This is a genomic window from Sporosarcina sp. So3-204 (genome assembly GCF_058068165.1).
The window spans coordinates 1,925,961-1,942,957 of sequence record NZ_CM176485.1 but is presented as its reverse complement, the minus strand read 5'-3'; the positions used below and the strand labels follow the sequence as shown (position 1 = coordinate 1,942,957).

The following is a 16,997-nucleotide window of genomic DNA, read 5'->3' as shown; positions in this document are numbered from 1 at the left end:
TAATCAACAATATGAGACTCTTTACATCCTCCCACTAGAAGAATGTTTGTTATAGATTTATCTGCTATCAACATGTCTTTCGCAACTTTTAATGCGATTGGAAAGCAAGAGCTGACATTCATCATTTCGAATGCATATGCATTCTTTGCACCTATTTTGTATTGAATTTTTGCTGCACCTGACCAGACATTATAGTCTTTAAAAGGACTTCCAAAATAAATAATGACATCTATTTCAGTTGGATCTATTTTCTTCAGAATTTCTTTTGCTGTCTCAATTCCTGGAGGGAAATAAACACCATTTTCCGCAATACCTATGCTTTCATTGTTTATATTCATACGATTACTCCTTTAGCTGAAATCGTCATCATTGCTTATCCTATTCGTATAATTATTATGTTTTTATGCAATTCTCTAAAAAATTATTTCTAAGTTTTACTTTATTGGCTTTACCTAAAGAACTTCTTGGGAAATCACTTAAGATTTCAACCTTTTTTGGACATTTATATTTAGTAAGCGCTTTCAGGAAATGGTTAATGATTTCTTGAGACGATAGTAAAGATCCATCAGTCAAAATTATTGAAGCAACTGGTACTTCCCCCCATTTTTTATCATCGATTCCAAATACTGCAGCCTCTTCAATTTCGGGATGTTGTAAAAGTACCTGCTCTACTTCAATTGGATAAACATTTTCTCCGCCGGAAATGAGCATTTCTTTTTTTCTTCCTGCAACATACACGAAACCATCTTCATCAGCTCTAACTAAATCACCCGTACGAAGCCATCCATCGATAAAGGAGTCCTTCGTTTCTATCGGTAAGTTCCAATACTCTTTAATTACGTTTCTACCTTTTACTAATAGTTCACCAACTTCGTTTATAGTCGCATCTTCTCCGCTCGGAGTAACTATTCGGATATCACAAAACATTGCAGCTTTACCGATAGAACCAACTTTTCTGCTGTGATCCTCTCTAGCTATCATAAATACGGTCGGTCCCGCTTCTGTTAAACCGTATCCCTGTCCAAATTGGATTCCCTTATCAATGAAAAACTGTATTAATTCCTCCGGACAAGGGGCCCCCCCACTATATAACCAACGAATTGTATCGAATGCTATTGCATTAAACGAATCACAATTTTTTATGGACTGGTAAATAGTAGGGACACCCATCATTATTGTGATTTTTTCACGCTCAACTGCATGTATTATTTTTTCAGGCGCTAAATCTTTTTGGATTATAACTGTTCCCCCAGAAAATAAAATCGGGAAATTAAATAGGCCGATTCCACCGATATGGAAAAATGGTAACAAAGCTAATGTTCTATCAAATGAAGTTAAATCAAGTGCTAGTACATTATTAACTGCATTCCAGTATAGATTCTCTTGGGTTAGCAATGCGCCCTTTGGATTCCCGGTCGTCCCGGATGTATAGCAAATTATAAATGGTGTTGATGCGTCAACATTTAATGCATCAATTTCTTTATTTTGAAAGTCTACTGCACCTTTGAAAATAGACTCCAATAGTACAGATGGAACGCCATTTAAGCTTTGTAATTCATTCCCTTTTTCTAAAAACTCATCACTTGCAAATAATAGATTAGGCTGACAATCATTTATTTGATACGCTAATTCTCTATTTGTCAGTCTAGTATTAAGTGGTACGATTATGCATCCCATCTTTGCTAAAGCAAAAAATATAATCATATAAGACGTATTATTCGACGATAATACAGCTACACGCTCACCTTTATTTAAGTTCTTTATGTTTTTTAAATAATACACGGCTTGATTGATTGAATTGGACATTTCTTTATACGTAAAAGTTTGTTCGTCTTCTTTTAAAGCAATGCGATTTGGTGTAATATGGGCTCTTTTTTCAATCCAATATGCGATTCCTTGCAACTTTTTTCACCCTTCCTTGTTACTAATCCCTTCAAATATTAAAGTAAAAACATCTTCAATTGCTTCTTCAGGAACTTCCTCATCCCTCCAGTAAACCCACCGCATTCCAATAAAGTGGCTAATGCCCATAAGAGAATATGCGATTGCTTCACAATTTAATTGTTTGAATTCCTTCTCAGACATAGCAGTTTGAAGGCCTTTAATATATCCCTGCGATAATCGTTCATAGTATTCGCGGTGAAGGTCTTCATCTACCAAAACGGCTTGTTGAACAATACTATAAAGGTTACGGTGAGATTTTAACCAATGAAAGAATGTTCTAAAACCAATTATTTGTGCATCCTTTGCATTTTTCGCTTTTGAAATTTCCATTTGTATTTCGTATCGAAAATCACGACTTAACTGTTTAACAAGTTCTACATAAATTTCTTTTTTGGAAGAAAAATAATTGTAAAATGTACCTTGAGCAACATTTGCGGATTGGGTGATTTCAACTATAGAGGCATTAAAATAACCTTTAGTTCCAAAAACTTCTTCAGCAGACGCTAATAACTTGCGGCGGGTTTCATTTCCTTTTTTAGTTAATGGCAATGCTTTTTCTGCTTTATTACCTTCAATAACTGACATATGAATCACCTCTCAGTTTTTTACTATAATCAGTTAATTTAAAATAGTCAATAGCATACTTGAATCTTTTCAAAATATTAAATTAAGCAATCGTTCCATAAGCACAAAATAAAAGGCATGAAGTATAAAACACTTCATGCCTTTTATATCTTAATATTACCTAATCCTTACTCCGCTGAATTTCGAGATATTTTGCATCCCATTCAGGTGCTATTTTTCTTAACGAAACTGGACGGAAAGTATCCTTTTTCACGACAACATGCTCAGATTTAGCTGTTGCCACAATCGTGCCGTCTTCTTTGACAATTTCATAGCCGTATACCGTTCTAATCCTCTCATGAGACTCTACCCATGTCCGAACGATTGCTTTTTGTCCGTACTTCATAGCCGCTTTGTATTGGATTGAAAGATCAGTTACAGGTGATACATAGCCTTCTGCTTCCAGACCAGCATATGTATATCCTATATCTTCAATTAGCTTTGTTCTTCCAATCTCCATCCATACTAAATAATTTGCATGGTAAACAACGCCCATTTGATCTGTTTCTGCGTATCTAACTTCGATTTCCGTCTCACTTATATGCATTGTATTCACCTCTTGATTAGTATATATTAGATATGCAAAAAAGGCGCTCAATTAGATGAGCACCTTTTTTGTATTAATTAAATTAAGCTTTCATTTTATCGCGTAGAACCATTTGTAAAATACCACCGTGACGGTAATAATCCACGTCTACATCAGAATCAAAGCGTGCAAGCGCATCGAATTCTTTAACAGAACCGTCTTTCGCCGTTGCTGTTACTGTAAGAATATCGCGTGGTTTAACACCTTCTGCGATATTAACACTGATTTCCTCTTCACCAGTTAGGCCAAGTGATTTAGCACTATCGCCGTTTGTGAACTGAAGTGGAAGTACACCCATCATAACAAGGTTTGAACGGTGAATACGCTCATAGCTTTCTGCGATAACTGTTTTAATGCCTAGAAGTGAAGTTCCCTTCGCAGCCCAGTCACGTGAAGAACCCATACCATAGTCTTGACCAGCAATAACAACTAAACCTGTAGCATCTTCTTGGTATTTCATTGCTGCGTCATAAATAGGCATAATTTCTTTTGTCGGCCAGTAAGTCGTAAATCCGCCTTCTGTACCTTTTGCAATTTGGTTACGAATACGAATGTTAGCAAACGTTCCGCGCATCATAACTTCATGGTTACCACGACGTGAGCCATATGAGTTAAAGAAGCGTGGTTCTACACCATTTTCACGCAAGTATAGACCTGCTGGTGTATCTTTACCAATTGCACCAGCTGGTGAAATATGGTCAGTCGTGATCGAATCACCGAATTTACCAATGACACGAAGTCCAGAAAGAGCTTGGATATCAGATGGTTCTTTAGATAGACCTTCAAAGAATGGTGGGTTTTGAATATACGTTGAACTTTCATCAAAATCATACAATGAGTCATCTGTAGTTTCAATCGCATTCCAAGTTTCGTTCTCTGTAAATACACGTGCATATTCTTTACGGAATAGCTCTGGTGTAACTGTTGATTTAACAACCGCTTGGATTTCTTCCGTTGTTGGCCAGATATCTTTAAAGAATACGTCATAGCCGTCTTTATCTTGACCGATAGGATCTTTTTCAAAGTCGATATCAACTGTTCCTGCAAGCGCGTAAGCTACTACTAGCGGTGGAGAAGCAAGATAGTTTGCTTTTACAAGTGGGTGAATACGTCCTTCAAAGTTACGGTTACCAGAAAGTACTGATGACATTAACATGTCGTTACCCGTAATTGCTTTTTCAATTTCCGGAAGAAGTGGACCTGAGTTACCGATACAAGTCGTACAACCATATCCAACTGTGTTAAAACCGATTGCATCTAAAGATTTATTTAGACCTGATGCTTCTAAATAACCTGTTACTACTTTTGAACCTGGTGCAAGTGAAGTTTTAACATATGGTGGCGGCGTAAGACCTTTTTCGATTGCTTTTTTCGCAACAAGTCCAGCACCTAACATGACATATGGGTTAGATGTATTTGTACAAGAAGTGATTGCTGCAATTGCAAGATCACCTGTTTTAATTTCTACAGAACGTCCATCTTCAAACTCGATTTTCGCTGTTTTTGAAAGCTCTTTAGGAGATAATCCAAATCCTTCGTTTCCTTCAGGTGCAACAACTGCGTCATTAAATTTACGTTGCATATCTGATAGTGGAATTAAATCTTGAGGACGTTTTGGCCCAGCAAGGTTTGGCTCAACAATTGAAAGATCGATTTCAACAACTTCTGTGTAAGTTGGCTCATCGTTTTCTACTGTGAAGAACATATCGTTTTCAACAAGATACTGTTTAACAACGCTAATTTGTGCTTCTTCACGGCCTGTTAGACGCATATAATCTAGTGTTTCTTCATCGACTGGGAAGAATCCACAAGTTGCACCGTATTCAGGTGCCATATTGGCGATTGTAGCACGGTCTGCTAGTGGTAATTGTGCAACACCTGGTCCGAAGAATTCAACAAATTTACCAACAACGCCTTGTGCGCGAAGGATTTGAGTTACTTTTAGAGCAAGGTCAGTTGCTGTCGTTCCGTTTGGAAGTGAACCAACTAATTTAACCCCGATTACTTCTGGTAATGGGAAGAATGAAGGCTGTCCAAGCATACCTGCTTCAGCTTCAATTCCACCAACGCCCCATCCAAGAATACCCATACCGTTAATCATTGTCGTATGTGAGTCTGTTCCGACAAGTGTATCAGGATATGCTTCAAATGAACCGTCTTCGTTTTCAATTGCATGAACAACATTCGCAAGGTACTCCAAGTTAACTTGGTGAACAATTCCTGTTGCTGGTGGAACTGCGCGGTAGTTGTCATATGCTTTTTGTGCCCAGCTTAGGAACTGATAACGCTCTGCGTTACGTTCAAACTCTAGATCCATATTCTTTTGAAGTGCATTCATCGTTCCGTAGCTATCTACTTGCACCGAGTGATCGATAACTAGGTCAACTGGAATTTCAGGATTAATCTTATCTGGGTCTCCGCCCATTGCAGACATCGCTGAACGAAGTGCTGCTAAATCCACAACTACAGGAACGCCAGTGAAGTCTTGAAGAATTACGCGAGATGGTTTGAATGGAACTTCCCCGTTCATATCCGCGCCATTGCCCCATTTAGCAAGGTTATTAACATGGTCATCTTTAATTACGTAACCATCATGTTGTCTTAGTACAGATTCAAGTAACACTCTAATTGAGTAAGGTAGTTTTGAAACATTTGCAATACCAGCTTCTTCGATTGCTTTTAAACGATAATAATTATACGTTTTACCGTCTTGTTCGAATGATGTCCGGCTGTTGTGTAAGTTGCTTTTAGTCATTATTTTTTCCTCCTTAAATCTACTGAAAAGGTAATGAAGAACGTCTTTTCTCTTATCTATCATATAATAGTATAACACATAAGTAAAATACAATAACTTTATAGTTTATCATAAGTATTTGTAATGACCTGACAATTATTACATCGACTCTTCTGTTAGTTTATGAATCTCATGAGTCTTTATTAGCTATTTCACTAACCGATAAATAGTTTTTGGAAATAGGGGCCCATAAAAACTCTGTGAGGATCGTATTTTTCTCTAACTGCCATAAACTTCGTGATGTTTGGATAGATTTCTTGCATTGTTTCGTATGTCAGTTCATTCATTTTCCCGAAATGGGGTCTGCCACCATACGTCGACATTAAATTGTGCACCCATTTAAAATATGGTCCATCATCTATTCTCTTGTACATATGAAAAGCTATGTACGCTGTTCTTTCTCCTTGAGTTGGACTCAAAAAGGATTCTTCTCCAGCAGTCACTCGGCATTCAATTGGAAAATGGACGTAAAATGGATGCGCCTTCAAAAAATGATGAATTTCTTTAAGTACTATTTCGAATTGATTGAGTGGGATTGCATATTCTGTTTCAGTAAAACGTACTTTTCTTGTTGATGCAAGTACTTCGTAATACATACCCTCTTTCGTACCAATCGGAACATTTTCCGCCGAAAGTGCCGTCATTTTACGCGAAAGTCTTGGTTTAACGGCACATACTTCAGAAATTAATTTAAAAACTACTGTTTCCACTATATTATCTTTTATAAATTCAATAGCTTTCGACTGCTTACTTTGTTTTACAAATGGGATAATAGATGACTTTTTGACTTGGACAATATTCGTACCTGGGAAGTAAAACCATTCTATATGCCTGTTATTTAAGATGTCAGTTGACCACGCATCCAAAGCTTCATTAAATGATTGACGTGTGCTTTCTACTTTTAAGCTATAAAGTGGCACTGTTTTAATCGTCACATCAATAATAATCCCTAGAAGACCGAGAGATAAACTTAGCGCTTTTGATACATCATCATCCGCACGTCTATGATGGTTCACTGCACCTTTGCCATCTACCCAAGTCCAAGCGACAATTTGATTCGATAATGAACCATATTTAATACCTGTTCCGTGTGTACCTGTACTTATAGCCCCTGCAATCGATTGCTCTTGTATGTCACCCAAATTTTCAAAGGCCATACCGATATCGCCGAGAATTGACACAGCTTCATGTAAATAAGTACCTGCCCATATCCGTGCTTCCATCGATTCTTTATCATAAGAAATTAGTCCCCGGAGATTATGAAGAGAAAGTGTATCATTATCAGGTTGTGCAATCGGACTGAATGAGTGTGCTGCGCCCGTTACACGAAGGGAAACTTCGCGAATACGACAACTATCAACTATATCTTGAATGTCCCGAATGCTTGTTGGCTGATGATAATAATTTGGTGCGGCCTTCACATTCCCTGCCCAATTCGACCATTCTAATGTTCTACTCTTCATAAATAACACCCGCCTTCGCCTCTATATGTTTTAAATGAACCTTCATATACTTCACCGCGCCGCACATGTATTTCTGTAAATCGCTCACAAAGCTCTCCGGCTTTAGCATGTCTAAAATAAACAGTATCGCCAATTTGCAGTTGCTGGCTTTTATCACGAAGTGGCGTTTGCACTTCCCCAGCCCCTTCATTTATTAACAAGGATAGATTTCTCGGCCAAATTGGGACTGGGTTTTTATCAACGCCTACTGCACCTGATGCAATATAGCCTCCGCCATGACAGACAAAGGTATCTCGAGTTGGTCTTCTCGTCACACGAAGAGCGAAGGTGGCTGCATGCTCTAATGCTAGATTGTCGTAGCCGGAAAATAGTGCTGGATAATAAAAAGCAGAGCCGATAGTCAATTCTGTTACTTCCATTTCCCCCGAAGTAAAATTGATGCTTCCGGAACCTCCGCCGTTTACAAAACGTAGATTCCCTATGTCTTTCTGAATTAACTCAACTATACTTCTTCGTAATTTACGTACTTTTCGTTGTGATATCTTTTTAAGTTGCCTAATAAGGGGCCTCTGCCAAGTTGCTACTGGGGTATCGCTTACGCCAGCTATTTGCGCTTCATAACCCATGACGCCCGTCAATTTAGTATGTATAAAGAAATGTCCACTTTGTAAAAGCGCTGTTACGTCTCGCTCGTTTTGTAATGAGGAGCGTTTTGTACCGAAATAAAGAAGTTTAAAATCTGTAGAAACATTTATATCGATACATATTTCTAACACTATATTATTAACTTTCCCGATTTCATCAAGAAAACGCCATTGTTCTATACAATCCACCATAAAAACAACTGTTTTCCCTTCGATGATATGTTGAATAATACCTTCCATTGCAGCATTTTCAATTTGGGGATAACCTATTAAAAAATCATTAAATCCATCATTGAGTAGAGAGAGAGTTTCACAAAGATCAAACGTCATCCAACCAAAATGGCTATCTAGACGTTCCGCTATATATTTAAGAAGACCAGTTGAACGAACAGATTTTGTCGCAATTCGAACACCTTTTCCACCTGCATGCTCATTTACAAATTTAATGTTTTTATCTAATGCATCAAGATTAATAGATGCAAATGGGCGTTTAAGATGGAAGAACGCTTTTTCTGCATCAACCACATATACTCCACCTTTCTTTAATCGAAAGTCTTATTGATTAAGTATAGCTGTTAATCAGTTGGTTGCAATAAACTTTCAAACTAGATTAAATATTCCACCAAATGCTACATAATTAGTTGCAGATATTTAAATGAGCTCGTATAAACTGAAGTAAACAGTACTCGTAATTGATTACAAGGCGCGATCAGTTTTGATCCATGTGAAAATGAATGACTTTACATAAATTTGCAAACACATTAGGTGCTACAAAAAAATCGTCAGAATTATCTTTTTTCATAAATTATGTTTAAAATTTTCTCGTAAGGGTCATATAAACACTATAAGCTTTTAATATAATTGAGGAGATGGTAAATTATGATGAGTTTTATTTGGTTTATAATAATTGGTGGATTAATTGGTTGGTTGGCAGGTGCCATACTTGGCAGAGATGTTCCAGGAGGTATTATAGGTAATATCATTGCCGGAATTGTCGGTGCTTGGATAGGCGGTAAACTACTCGGTTCATGGGGTTGGCATGTATCTGACTTCTATGTATTCCCTGCATTGCTTGGTGCAATTATACTTGTCTTTATTGTAAGTTTTATATTAAGATCTATGCGTAAATAAAAAGATGGGCCGCGATGATGCGGTCCATCTTTTTATTTCGCTTTTTCCATTTCTGTTCTTGTAACTTCGAACTCATCGAAATAGGCTAAAACATCTCGAACATACTTATCACTACGATTATAATTAAAAACAGCTTTTTCATAATTCCCATCTGCCGCTCCACTGTCAGCAAGGTAATGGGCAGCACTGAACATCGCATCTTCAATATTATAAGGGTCGGCGATACCGTCACCATTGCCATCAACACCGTAACCACCGTACTTTTTAATGACTTCGAGATTTGTCTTGTCTTTTTCAGGGATACTCCCTTTTCCAAGTTCACCGCATCCTGGGTAACTCCAACCAACGAAAGTACAAGGCATGAACTGCATATGCCCTTCCGCACCGACTGGGGAAAGGAGTGGGTCCATTGTTGAAAATCTCGTTTCAATCCGATGATGGGCCGCTAATAAGGTCCAAGGTATACCGTACGCTTTTGCAGCTTTTTTATAAATAGGGATATATTCTTTTGGGATTTCCATATCTTGATGGCGATGTTGGTAATCTATCAATGCGTTTGCTGACCTTTTAATTAAATTAGGATTTTTATAACCTACCCATAGAATTGCCGACAATGTAAATACAGTAATTGTAACAGGAATGAGAAGGACAATAAGCAACGCTTTTGCTTTGACTGAAATTCTTTTATGTTTTCGCTTTGCCATAATACTCCTCCCCTTTCCTTTTAAGCGCCTTCTTTAATTAAAGCCTTCATATCTTGTGCAATATCTTTATAAGGAACGTCAGCATCGCCTTTATACAACTTAACTGTTATCCCTTCTTGATTAACAAGTGCAAAATTTATGCCGTGCGTCACTTGATTTGAATTGGGATCATTAACAACAATGGCTGCAAATGATTTTTTCGCCAAGTCAGCTATTTTTTCCTGTTTATAACCTGTTAACATTTCCCACTTAGATTCGTCTTTAGCACCAAAAACACTCAAATAGTCTTGTAAAATTTTTGGCGTATCTACTTCAGGATCAACAGAAAAAGAAACAATTTTATAATCTTCAACTTTTTGCTTTATAAGTTCATCTTGAAGTTCCGCCATATTGACCATCATAGGTCCACATACTGTTGTACAGTTAGTAAAAACAAATTGCGCTAGCCATACTTTTCCTTTTAAGTCGTCTAATGTTACTTCCTCATTATGTTGATTCGTAAATGCAAACGGCTCTACTTTTAATTTATAATCCGCTTTGAATCCACTTCCTGAACAAGCACTTAAAACAAGTATAAAAATCAATATGAATGGCAGCCTGACTAAATTACGCATAAACTCTCCCTTTCTTGCTAATGATAATTTAATCATAGCGGAATCCCAACATCATAACAAGTGAAGGGGTGACTAGCATTTGTCTAACTACTGACGATTATATGAAGTTTACTTCTCTTTTTGAATAACTAATACATCATGAATGGCGACAAGTTTTGATTCAATTCGGTGCAACAGATAAAATGATACAATTATTGGAAATCCAACATCTTGTATGAAGCTCAACCATTGTTCCATTATTGGGTCCCCCTTTCGATGTCATTCATTTAAAAAGCCGACCCTTATAAGTAAAGGGCCGGCTCCATTCTATTCCTCGATTATAGTAATTCTGTTACAATCCGCTCAACAATACGAGCGCTATCTGCTAACGCCAGTGGAAACTCATCAATTTCAAACGCGCCTGATTGAATGATTTCTTGCATGGCATCACTAATAATTTGTGGTGTAAGGTCAACACGTGGTTCATCGACTGTTAACATCATTTTTTTGCCGCCAGCCGTTGTAAAATTTAATTGTAATGTTTTCGCCATTTCTTATCCCTCCCTTTCAAATAATTAATTGTGAACGCTAGATGTTTCGACTTTTTCCGCTCCCATATACGGTAGTGAAGACAAGTTTGCTAAGGCCTCAAGTCCCGCATTCAATCCGTTAGCATCGACTCCTTCTGCAATATTACTGTACGTTTTTGATTTGCGAATGAGCTTCCCATCCTCCGTCATACCACCGTCAAATGAAACACGTCCCACTGCACTTTTAAAATTGATTACTGCCATGTTAATCACCTCCCTTTCACCCTCTATATAGAGTTGAAGTCAGAGAAAGGATACATTGTTCGTGTTTTTTCTTTTTAAATATCCTATAATAAGAATAAGTATGGAAGAGGTGAATGTAATGCTCGAGGGTTGGTTCCTTTGGTTTATGATGTTTTGGGTTGTCGTGCTTGTCGGGCTCTTCGCAATTGGTGGATTCTTCATGTTCCGTAAATTCCTTAAAGTATTTCCTAAAGCAGATGGAAAGTCCACAATAGATTGGGAAGAACACTATGTAAATGAATCTCTTCATCTTTGGAATGACGAGGCGAAAAGTTGGCTTGAAGAACTTACTAAACCAGTACCTGAATTGTTCCGTCCTGTTGCAAAGCAAAAAATCGGGGCAAAAATCGGGGAAATTGCTTTAGAAGAAAAAGCAAAAAGAATTGATTTAGATCTCATTATCAGAGGTTATATTATTGCGACACCGCCGCGAGATTATAAATTTTTAAGAAAGAAACTACTTTCTGAAAATGTAGATGTTACGCCTTATGAACACCTATTTAAGAAAGTTAAGCATACAAATGCTTAAAAAGAGGTATCCACGTTTAAACGTGGATACCTCTTTTAATTTCAATTTTTTTATATTTCGAAAGCATCGCAATCCGCCACGGAACAATCATACCGAAAGCAAGAATCCAAAACATGCCACCCAGTTCCGCAACATCAATCGTACTACTTAAAGCGAGTTTCCCTACAAGTCGTACAATTAAAAGTCCAAATAATATGTACACAAATGCCTTTGATCTCTTCATATAAATTGCTTCTTCACGAATTTCAAAGTTTGTCGTACGAATTAAGATAATAGAAAATAGCATCCCAACCGCAAGTGCCTCCAATATTTGCATCGGTGGTACGCGGAACTCTTTGAAGATAAACATCAAAGCTCCTGACGACATAAATATAGGCGGCAAGATAATTGCTTTTACTGATACTGGGCGTTTCGCTGCCTTTGAACGAACAAAAACAGCTAGCGTTCCCATTACAAGTGCAAGAACAGTTGAGCCAACAATTAAATACATAGGAGGGATTTTCGAAAAAATGTCTTCAATCAATTACTTTCCCCCGTTCGACTAGTTCTTGCATACGCCGGCTTAGATCTTGCATCGGAACAAACCGTGCAAACCGAGCATATTCCTTACCTTCATTAAACAAAAGGACAACTGGTGCCGCAAACAAATTCAGTTGTCCAGCAATTTCAGGTACTTCTGCCACATTTACAATAAAAAAAGGTAGTGGAAAATCCGATTCTAATGCAACCACCTGTGGTAGTAGTCCATCACAAACCGAACAATGATTCGTCTTCACGAAAAGCAAAAACGGTCTGTGTTGCTCTATAGTTAGCAGCCATTCTTCGTACGATCCGAGTCGTTTCATAACATTTTCTCCAGTCTTTTATGTTGTTCTAAAAAATTAAAAACCTGTAAATCCACCAAATATTGGAGAAAGTATATTAATGATATAAGTCATTCCGTCAAAAAATAGAAGTATACCAACTGCAATCATAATATATCCGCCTATTTTCATAATGATACCACTATATTTGCGTATCGCAGTTACTTTCGCTACAAAGAATGACAGGATGAAAAATGGAATTGCAAAACCAAGTACGTAAGATATCATGTACAGCATACCCGACCCTGGATTTGTACTCGCTAAAGAGATAATCGCGCCTATTATTGGCCCCATACACGGCGTCCAACCTGCCGAAAAAGCTAATCCAATAAGGAAGGTTCCAAAATAGCCTGCAGGTCTGTTTTTAAATTGTAGTTTACGTTCTTTCATAAGAAAGTCTGGTGTAAATAGACCAATAATCATCAAGCCGAATAAAACAATTAAAATTGCACCAATTTGCCTTAATATCTCAAGATTCTCGTAAAAAAACTTACCGAGATAAGATGACCCAAAACCGAGCGCAATAAAAATTAATGAAAATCCAATTAAAAAGAATAGTGTATGGAGCATTCCAGACTTATTCATTCGTTTAGAATCTGATTTCAAATCATCTAACGACATACCTGTAATGTATGAAAGAAATGCTGGATACAACGGTAATGTACAGGGTGATATAAAACTTAATAAGCCAGCGCCAAAAGCAAAAAGCACGTTTAAATCAGTAGACATAATTAACTCCCTTCACGTTTCTAACCCAATCGTATCAAAAATAGGGATTGAATACGTCATTTTTGTCTGTGAAAGGTTTGTGACCATTCGAATTTAGTTTGCATAATATTATTATTGTAAACCTATTATTAAAAGTTTTTAACTACGACGATTCGTAAAAACTTTTGATAGCAGTAAATTTAATAATACGTGTACCACCTGAATTTGTAATAAGTCTTAAGGCACCGATTTCATAGTCAAGATGCTGAACTAAGCCTACTTCACTAAACTGTTCCCTATTCTCCAGAAAAGTGATGCAGAGTGGTGTATTTAATTCCATCGCCGATGCTATCCTGTAATTCCACTCCTCTAGCTGCTGTTCATCAGGTTCTCTTATGACAGGTACATTTTCTTCCTGTTGCCACATTTTCAGTTGATCAACATGTTCCGGAAGCATAAGCGCCGTCCATTTAATACGTCCACGATCGCGATTCAAATGAATCACCCCTTTTAATATAATCAATAAGAAACATACGTTCCTATTATATCCTGATTACATGTTTTGAAACAATGGGTATTTTCCCCTTATGTTGTTGACACTTATGTGAACCTATCCTATAATAAATTTAATTTAACTGAATCTTTTCATTCTTACTACTCTTCTTGCTTCAACTTAACTAGTTCTATGCAAATGTTTAAAGGCTATGTTTTTACGAATCGAGGAGGTTATAAAAGTTATGTGAACTACCCAAAACTAATTCTAATTCATTTTTGAATTTTGATTGAAAAGGGGTAGTGAGAATGAAGAACAAATCTTTCCGCTTTCTTTGGCTAGGTCAATCTATGGCTAATTTAGGAGATATACTTTATATTATAGGGCTAATTTCCATTTTATATGCAAAAACAGAATCACCATTTATGTTAGCTTTAGTTCCTTTTATTAATATGCTTGGTCGTTTTGTAAGTGGGCTGGTTTCTCCACTTTTACTAAATAGATATCAACTGAAGACATTGCTCGTTTATTCACAAATAGGAAAAACGATTTTACTTTGCCTATTGTCGCTATTGATTGGTTTTCAAACGACAAGTGCAACAACGATTGTATTAAGCTTTGTGCTCATAATTGCGTTATTAGATGGATGGGCAGCGCCTGCAAGTCAAGCGATGCTTCCGCGTTTAGTTCCTGACAATGAACTAGTTAAGGCGAATAGTTTTTTCTCCATTATTTTCGAAACTGTTAATTTAGGTGGATGGGCATTTGGAGGCCTACTCGTTGCATTTACAAGTGGGAGTTATGCGATTTTTATTACTTTGGGGTTATATATAGTTTCGACAATCTTCATGATGTTTATAATAGATCCAACTGCATTTCATAGAAGAGAATCGAGTCGTAAACTAAGCGATGAACTAAAAGAAGGTTGGCTACTTGTGTGGCGTAAACCACTCTATAGAAGCATCCATATCATAATTGTATTTGAAGCGATTGCAAATGTTGTGTGGATTGCATCGATATTGTATGTTTTTGTTGCAGAAGTGCTCAATGAGACAGAAGTATGGTGGGGATATATAAATACCGTTTTTTTTATCGGAATGGTTATCGGCGGCATTATCTGTTCGCGTTTTGCCTCTACAATTGAGCGAAAATTGAAATACGTCCTGATTGCTTTTTCTATTGGTATTGCACTAGTCACTCTCCTTTTTGGTGTCAATACGATTACATGGCTCTCACTTTTACTCGTTGGATTCAGTGGTATTTTCCAACAGTTAAAAGGAATTGCTATTGATACGATTCTACAAAAGGCGGCCTCTTCAGAAGAGCTACCGAAGATTTACGCCGTGCAAAGTGCATTAATCGCACTATTATTTGCAGTTTCTTCATTAGCTTTTGGTGCTTTAGCTGAATTATGGGATGTACGAATTACGTTTATTATAGCCGGAATATTATTGTTTATAGCGGCAATTTACACGATTATTCGGAAACAGTTGTTTATTAATAATTAATAATAAATTAAAAGGGATTATCAGCAGATATAAAATCTGTCGGTATCCCTTTACATCATTTCATTCGAATTAAGTAAACTGTTAATGCATTGAAGTTTCAGAGAGGTTCGTACATAAAGAAAAAGCTGTTCCGTCCCAAATCACACAGGGAAGAACAGCTTTATTATAATTTCACACGTTAACCATTTCTAAAAACTGACGAGTTCTTTCATTAGTAGAATGATTAAAAAATTGTTCAGGAACTGCATTTTCAATAATCCGACCTTCATCCAACATAATAATCCGATCTGCAACTTCTTTAGCAAACTTCATTTCATGTGTGACGACAATCATTGTCATCCCTTCATTTGCCAATTCCTTCATAACTTGAAGCACTTCTCCAACAAGCTCTGGATCAAGTGCTGATGTAGGTTCATCAAATAAAAGTGCTTTTGGCTCCATCGCAAGGGCTCTAGCAATGGCCACCCGCTGTTTCTGACCACCAGATAGTTTATCAGGATAAACATTTGCTTTATCTGATAATCCTACCTTTTCTAGAATGATATGTGCTTGTTTCTCAGCAGTTTCTTTCTTCATTTTTTTTACGATAATCGGTGCTTCTGTTACATTTTCAAGAACAGTCTTATGAGGAAATAAATTAAAATGTTGAAAAACCATCCCAACTTCAGCACGAACATCGGACAAATCTTTTTTCTTCACATCAATTTTTCGACCGTCAATGAAAATTTCACCTTCAGTCAACATCTCTAAGAAATTGAAACAACGTAGTAATGTACTCTTACCTGAACCACTAACTCCTACAATAACTATAACTTCGCCTGCTTGCACTTCAAGGTCAACACCTTTTAATACTTCAAGCTTTCCAAAATATTTATGAATGTTCTTTCCTTTTATCATACTTACACTCCTCACTTGCTCTCAACGTCTAACTTATTTTCATACCATTTTAGTAGTCCAGTGAAGATTAGTACTAATACGAGATAATATAAACCGACGACTAAAAATGTTTCAAATGATTGGAATGAAGCAGCTGATTCACGATTCGCTAAACCAAATAGTTCAGAAACCCCAATAACATACACAAGTGAAGAGTCTTTCAATGTGATAATGAACTGATTTCCAAGAGGAGGAATCGCACGACGAAGCGCTTGCGGGAAAATAATCCGGCGCATTGCTTGACGACGATTCATACCAACTGCAAGGCTTGCTTCCTCCTGTCCACGGTCAACCCCTTGGATGGCACCGCGGAAAACTTCCGCAATATAGGCACCGTTATGGATGCCGAGTGCAATTGCGCCAGCCCAAAAGTTTGAAAGAACAATAATTGATGTAATTCCGTAGTAAAGGAACATAATTTGCACAATAAGTGGTGTTCCACGAATAATTGTAATATATAAGTTTGCGATTGTTTGAAGTATTTTTGATTTAGATATTTTCATTAAAGCGAAAACAATACCAAATACAGTACCTATCACAATCGCAACTGCTGTTAATTCTATAGTGATAAGGGCTGCTTTTAAGAAACCTTCATACGTTCGTAAAAAAACTTCATATAATGTAATGAATGTATCTGGCATCCG

20 protein-coding genes and 1 pseudogene are annotated in these 16,997 nt (G+C 37.1%); 3 read left to right on the top strand and 18 right to left on the bottom strand.

All coding sequences use genetic code 11. The features are described 5' to 3' along the window. Nucleotides 1–2: 2 nt before the first annotated feature. From AC3RV6_RS09455 to AC3RV6_RS09425, 7 genes and pseudogenes are all read right to left on the bottom strand, one after another. Nucleotides 3–338 (bottom strand): annotated as a pseudogene (locus tag AC3RV6_RS09455) (3-oxoacyl-ACP synthase); the annotation flags it as partial. 55 nt (nucleotides 339–393) lie between these two features. Next, nucleotides 394–1,902: an AMP-binding protein gene (locus tag AC3RV6_RS09450; RefSeq protein ID WP_489745790.1), complete on the bottom strand. Its 1,509-nt coding sequence runs from the start codon at nucleotides 1,900–1,902 to the stop codon at nucleotides 394–396. Nucleotides 1,903–1,908: 6 nt separating this feature from the next. Next, the gene (locus tag AC3RV6_RS09445) at nucleotides 1,909–2,529 is read right to left on the bottom strand and encodes a TetR/AcrR family transcriptional regulator (protein ID WP_489745789.1); all 621 of its coding nucleotides are present in this window, start codon (nucleotides 2,527–2,529) and stop codon (nucleotides 1,909–1,911) included. A gap of 160 nt (nucleotides 2,530–2,689) precedes the next feature. Next, on the bottom strand, nucleotides 2,690–3,115 hold the full coding sequence (locus AC3RV6_RS09440) for an acyl-CoA thioesterase (protein WP_489745788.1): 426 nt from the start codon (nucleotides 3,113–3,115) through the stop codon (nucleotides 2,690–2,692). 82 nt (nucleotides 3,116–3,197) lie between these two features. After that, nucleotides 3,198–5,909 (bottom strand): aconitate hydratase AcnA, encoded by a 2,712-nt coding sequence (gene acnA / locus AC3RV6_RS09435; protein WP_489745787.1) that lies wholly within the window; start codon nucleotides 5,907–5,909, stop codon nucleotides 3,198–3,200. Between the two features lie 194 nt (nucleotides 5,910–6,103). After that, nucleotides 6,104–7,411, bottom strand: a complete 1,308-nt coding sequence (locus AC3RV6_RS09430; RefSeq protein ID WP_489745786.1) for a D-arabinono-1,4-lactone oxidase — start codon at nucleotides 7,409–7,411, stop codon at nucleotides 6,104–6,106. Continuing rightward, nucleotides 7,408–8,580, bottom strand: a complete 1,173-nt coding sequence (locus AC3RV6_RS09425; protein WP_489745785.1) for a type III PLP-dependent enzyme domain-containing protein — start codon at nucleotides 8,578–8,580, stop codon at nucleotides 7,408–7,410. The genes AC3RV6_RS09430 and AC3RV6_RS09425 overlap by 4 nt, the downstream gene beginning before the upstream one ends. A gap of 357 nt (nucleotides 8,581–8,937) precedes the next feature. Here AC3RV6_RS09425 and AC3RV6_RS09420 point away from each other — a divergent pair, with 357 nt between their 5' ends. Further along, entirely contained in the window at nucleotides 8,938–9,186 is a 249-nt protein-coding gene (locus tag AC3RV6_RS09420) for a GlsB/YeaQ/YmgE family stress response membrane protein (protein ID WP_489749229.1), read from the top strand. 32 nt (nucleotides 9,187–9,218) lie between these two features. Here AC3RV6_RS09420 and AC3RV6_RS09415 read toward each other — a convergent pair whose 3' ends face one another. From AC3RV6_RS09415 to AC3RV6_RS09395, 5 genes are all read right to left on the bottom strand, one after another. Continuing rightward, the gene (locus AC3RV6_RS09415; protein WP_489745784.1) at nucleotides 9,219–9,890 is read right to left on the bottom strand and encodes a lytic transglycosylase domain-containing protein; all 672 of its coding nucleotides are present in this window, start codon (nucleotides 9,888–9,890) and stop codon (nucleotides 9,219–9,221) included. Between the two features lie 20 nt (nucleotides 9,891–9,910). Continuing rightward, complete coding sequence (locus AC3RV6_RS09410; RefSeq protein ID WP_489745783.1) at nucleotides 9,911–10,540, bottom strand: SCO family protein; 630 nt, start codon at nucleotides 10,538–10,540, stop codon at nucleotides 9,911–9,913. Between the two features lie 72 nt (nucleotides 10,541–10,612). Continuing rightward, nucleotides 10,613–10,741, bottom strand: a complete 129-nt coding sequence (locus tag AC3RV6_RS09405; RefSeq protein ID WP_489745782.1) for a YvrJ family protein — start codon at nucleotides 10,739–10,741, stop codon at nucleotides 10,613–10,615. A gap of 80 nt (nucleotides 10,742–10,821) precedes the next feature. Continuing rightward, complete coding sequence (locus tag AC3RV6_RS09400; protein WP_489745781.1) at nucleotides 10,822–11,034, bottom strand: DUF2922 domain-containing protein; 213 nt, start codon at nucleotides 11,032–11,034, stop codon at nucleotides 10,822–10,824. 24 nt (nucleotides 11,035–11,058) lie between these two features. Beyond that, complete coding sequence (locus AC3RV6_RS09395) at nucleotides 11,059–11,277, bottom strand: DUF1659 domain-containing protein (protein ID WP_489745780.1); 219 nt, start codon at nucleotides 11,275–11,277, stop codon at nucleotides 11,059–11,061. 118 nt (nucleotides 11,278–11,395) lie between these two features. Between AC3RV6_RS09395 and AC3RV6_RS09390 the strand changes: the two genes are divergently transcribed. Beyond that, entirely contained in the window at nucleotides 11,396–11,845 is a 450-nt protein-coding gene (locus AC3RV6_RS09390; protein ID WP_489745779.1) for a DUF2621 family protein, read from the top strand. A gap of 16 nt (nucleotides 11,846–11,861) precedes the next feature. Here AC3RV6_RS09390 and AC3RV6_RS09385 read toward each other — a convergent pair whose 3' ends face one another. From AC3RV6_RS09385 to AC3RV6_RS09370, 4 genes are all read right to left on the bottom strand, one after another. After that, a complete protein-coding gene (locus AC3RV6_RS09385) occupies nucleotides 11,862–12,335 on the bottom strand; it encodes a CcdC family protein (RefSeq protein ID WP_489749228.1) in 474 nt (157 codons plus the stop codon). A 25-nt stretch (nucleotides 12,336–12,360) separates the two neighbouring features. Further along, a complete protein-coding gene (locus AC3RV6_RS09380) occupies nucleotides 12,361–12,690 on the bottom strand; it encodes a thioredoxin family protein (RefSeq protein WP_489745778.1) in 330 nt (109 codons plus the stop codon). Nucleotides 12,691–12,726: 36 nt separating this feature from the next. Continuing rightward, the gene (locus AC3RV6_RS09375) at nucleotides 12,727–13,437 is read right to left on the bottom strand and encodes a cytochrome c biogenesis CcdA family protein (RefSeq protein ID WP_489745777.1); all 711 of its coding nucleotides are present in this window, start codon (nucleotides 13,435–13,437) and stop codon (nucleotides 12,727–12,729) included. 142 nt (nucleotides 13,438–13,579) lie between these two features. Then, entirely contained in the window at nucleotides 13,580–13,912 is a 333-nt protein-coding gene (locus tag AC3RV6_RS09370) for a YolD-like family protein (RefSeq protein WP_489745776.1), read from the bottom strand. A gap of 305 nt (nucleotides 13,913–14,217) precedes the next feature. Here AC3RV6_RS09370 and AC3RV6_RS09365 point away from each other — a divergent pair, with 305 nt between their 5' ends. Beyond that, on the top strand, nucleotides 14,218–15,417 hold the full coding sequence (locus AC3RV6_RS09365) for an MFS transporter (RefSeq protein ID WP_489745775.1): 1,200 nt from the start codon (nucleotides 14,218–14,220) through the stop codon (nucleotides 15,415–15,417). A 171-nt stretch (nucleotides 15,418–15,588) separates the two neighbouring features. Here AC3RV6_RS09365 and AC3RV6_RS09360 read toward each other — a convergent pair whose 3' ends face one another. Beyond that, nucleotides 15,589–16,314, bottom strand: a complete 726-nt coding sequence (locus AC3RV6_RS09360; RefSeq protein WP_489745774.1) for an amino acid ABC transporter ATP-binding protein — start codon at nucleotides 16,312–16,314, stop codon at nucleotides 15,589–15,591. Nucleotides 16,315–16,325: 11 nt separating this feature from the next. Continuing rightward, complete coding sequence (locus AC3RV6_RS09355) at nucleotides 16,326–16,994, bottom strand: amino acid ABC transporter permease (protein WP_489745773.1); 669 nt, start codon at nucleotides 16,992–16,994, stop codon at nucleotides 16,326–16,328. Nucleotides 16,995–16,997: the final 3 nt, after the last annotated feature.

Coding starts and splice junctions, on each gene's coding strand:
- AC3RV6_RS09445 (WP_489745789.1), bottom strand. CDS start 2,529: ATGTCAGTTATTGAAGGTAATAAAGCAGAAAAAGCATTGCCATTAACT.
- AC3RV6_RS09440 (WP_489745788.1), bottom strand. CDS start 3,115: ATGCATATAAGTGAGACGGAAATCGAAGTTAGATACGCAGAAACAGAT.
- acnA (WP_489745787.1), bottom strand. CDS start 5,909: ATGACTAAAAGCAACTTACACAACAGCCGGACATCATTCGAACAAGAC.
- AC3RV6_RS09430 (WP_489745786.1), bottom strand. CDS start 7,411: ATGAAGAGTAGAACATTAGAATGGTCGAATTGGGCAGGGAATGTGAAG.
- AC3RV6_RS09420 (WP_489749229.1), top strand. CDS start 8,938: ATGAGTTTTATTTGGTTTATAATAATTGGTGGATTAATTGGTTGGTTG.
- AC3RV6_RS09415 (WP_489745784.1), bottom strand. CDS start 9,890: ATGGCAAAGCGAAAACATAAAAGAATTTCAGTCAAAGCAAAAGCGTTG.
- AC3RV6_RS09410 (WP_489745783.1), bottom strand. CDS start 10,540: ATGATTAAATTATCATTAGCAAGAAAGGGAGAGTTTATGCGTAATTTA.
- AC3RV6_RS09405 (WP_489745782.1), bottom strand. CDS start 10,741: ATGGAACAATGGTTGAGCTTCATACAAGATGTTGGATTTCCAATAATT.
- AC3RV6_RS09400 (WP_489745781.1), bottom strand. CDS start 11,034: ATGGCGAAAACATTACAATTAAATTTTACAACGGCTGGCGGCAAAAAA.
- AC3RV6_RS09395 (WP_489745780.1), bottom strand. CDS start 11,277: ATGGCAGTAATCAATTTTAAAAGTGCAGTGGGACGTGTTTCATTTGAC.
- AC3RV6_RS09390 (WP_489745779.1), top strand. CDS start 11,396: ATGCTCGAGGGTTGGTTCCTTTGGTTTATGATGTTTTGGGTTGTCGTG.
- AC3RV6_RS09385 (WP_489749228.1), bottom strand. CDS start 12,335: ATGTATTTAATTGTTGGCTCAACTGTTCTTGCACTTGTAATGGGAACG.
- AC3RV6_RS09380 (WP_489745778.1), bottom strand. CDS start 12,690: ATGAAACGACTCGGATCGTACGAAGAATGGCTGCTAACTATAGAGCAA.
- AC3RV6_RS09375 (WP_489745777.1), bottom strand. CDS start 13,437: ATGTCTACTGATTTAAACGTGCTTTTTGCTTTTGGCGCTGGCTTATTA.
- AC3RV6_RS09365 (WP_489745775.1), top strand. CDS start 14,218: ATGAAGAACAAATCTTTCCGCTTTCTTTGGCTAGGTCAATCTATGGCT.
- AC3RV6_RS09360 (WP_489745774.1), bottom strand. CDS start 16,314: ATGATAAAAGGAAAGAACATTCATAAATATTTTGGAAAGCTTGAAGTA.
- AC3RV6_RS09355 (WP_489745773.1), bottom strand. CDS start 16,994: ATGCCAGATACATTCATTACATTATATGAAGTTTTTTTACGAACGTAT.